The following is a 1,910-nucleotide window of genomic DNA, read 5'->3' as shown; positions in this document are numbered from 1 at the left end:
GAGCAGCCAGGCCTTCCAGCCTCGCCCGCCGCGGCGGGCGGCCGGCGGCGCGGCGATGGCGGCAGGCGGCGGCATGGGCTGATCCGCCGGCGGGGCCAGCATGCCCTCACGCGCCAGAGCGTCCTTCACCTTCTCCGGCGTGAAGGGCGGCTCGCGGAAGCGGATGCCGCAGGCGTCGTAGATGGCGTTGGCGATGGCGGCGGCGCTGGGGACGGAGGCGGATTCGCCGGCGCCCAGCGGCGGCTGGTCCGGCCGTTCGACCATCAGCGTGTGGATCGGCGGCACGTCCGGAAAGCCCACGATCGGATAGCCGCCCCAGTCCCGCACCGCGGGCAGCCCGGCCTCGAACCGCACTTCCTCCCGCGTCGCCCGGCTGATCGACTGGACGATGTTGCCGTGGACCTGGTGCTGCACCCCGGCCGGGTTGATCATCAGCCCGGCATCGTGGCCGTTGACGATGCGGGTGACCGCGACCTCGCCGGTGGCACGGTTGACCTCGACATCCGCGACCCAGGCCGACCAGGCGGCGCCGTAGCCCGGGAACTTGCTGTGGACATAGAGGGCATAGGCGAAGCCGCGACCGCGCAGAATGTCGCCCTCGCCGCCCTCCGTCCCCCAGCGGGTGCGCGGTACCCAGCCGGCCTCGGCCGCCGTCTGCTCGACCAGGTCGCGCGCCCGCGGGTCGCGCAGGTAGCGCAGCCGGTATTCGACCGGGTCGACCTGCACCGCGGCCGCCGCCTCGTCGATCCAGCTCTCATGCGCGAAGGTGTTGGGCAGGGCCGAGACGCCGCGCAGCCAGGAGGCGCGGACGATCGGCGGCATGTCGTGGATGGTGACGCGGCGGTTGGCATAGTCATAGGGCGGGATCGAGGTGCGATCGCCCATCTCGACCACCTGCGGCACCGGCGGGACCTTGCCGGTCAGCAGCAGCGCCAGGGTCGGGGCGCCGTTCGACGGGTAGCGCGACTGGTAGTCATAGGCGATGGCGTCGCCGGCGGCGTCGAGCCCGCCATCGACCTCCATCAGCTGGGCCGTGCCCTTCGGCTCCCACAGATGCTCCTGCTCGCGGGTCAACTGCACCCTGACCGGCCGGCCGACGGCACGGGACAGCAGCGCCGCATCGGCGGCCACGTCGTCGGCGCAGTTGCGGCCGTAGCAGCCGGCCGCCTCCATCCGCACCAGGTCGACCGCCGCCTCCGGCAGGTCGAGCAGCCGGGCGATATCGGCGCGCAGCGGATGCGGGTTCTGGGTGCCGGCCCAGACCCTGGCGTGGCCCGGGCCGATATCGGCGACGGCGCAGGACGGGCCGATAGAGCCATGCATCTGGTAGGGCCAGACATAGCGGCGGGTCAGCCGTGTCGCCGACCCGGCCAGGGCCGCCTCGACATCGCCCCGGTCCTCGACCCGCCTTGCGATCGATGGATTCGCCCGTAGCGCCATCGCAAGATCGTCGAGATCCGGCAGGGTCGGCACCGGCTTCCATTCGACCCGCAGCGCCTCGGCGGCGGCGATCGCCTGCTCCTCCCGCTCCGCCACCACGCCGACGAAGTCGCCGATCGCGACCACGGCGATGAAGCCCGGCAGATGCGCGACCGAGCCCTCGTCCACCGCCACCAGGCTGGTGCCGACGAAGGGGCCGTGATCGACCCCGGCATAGGGCGGCCGCACCACCCGGCCATGGACCATGCCGTCGACCCGCAGGTCATGCACGAAGACGGCCTGCCCGGCGACCTTGGCCGGGATGTCGACCCGCGGCTGCGGCCGGCCGACGATGCGGTACGCCGAGACCGGCTTGACCGGATGGCCTTCGTCCAGCTCCAGCCGGATGCGCTCGCCGGCCAGCAGCTCGCCATAGGCCAGGCGGTGGTTGCCGCTCTCGGTGCCGATCAGCCCGTCCTCGACCCGCAGGT

At 72.9% G+C, this 1,910-nt stretch carries 1 protein-coding gene; it reads right to left on the bottom strand.

Annotation, left to right across the window (positions count from 1 at the left end; translation table 11 throughout):
• Nucleotides 1-1,910 (bottom strand): xanthine dehydrogenase family protein molybdopterin-binding subunit (locus P409_RS33035; protein WP_034848678.1); only part of this gene is annotated, 1,910 nt, incomplete at both ends.

Source organism: Inquilinus limosus MP06, from assembly GCF_000767795.1.
Classification (GTDB): domain Bacteria; phylum Pseudomonadota; class Alphaproteobacteria; order DSM-16000; family Inquilinaceae; genus Inquilinus; species Inquilinus limosus_E.
The sequence above is the reverse complement of the archived record's forward strand: the minus strand, read 5'-3'. Positions and strand labels throughout refer to the sequence as shown.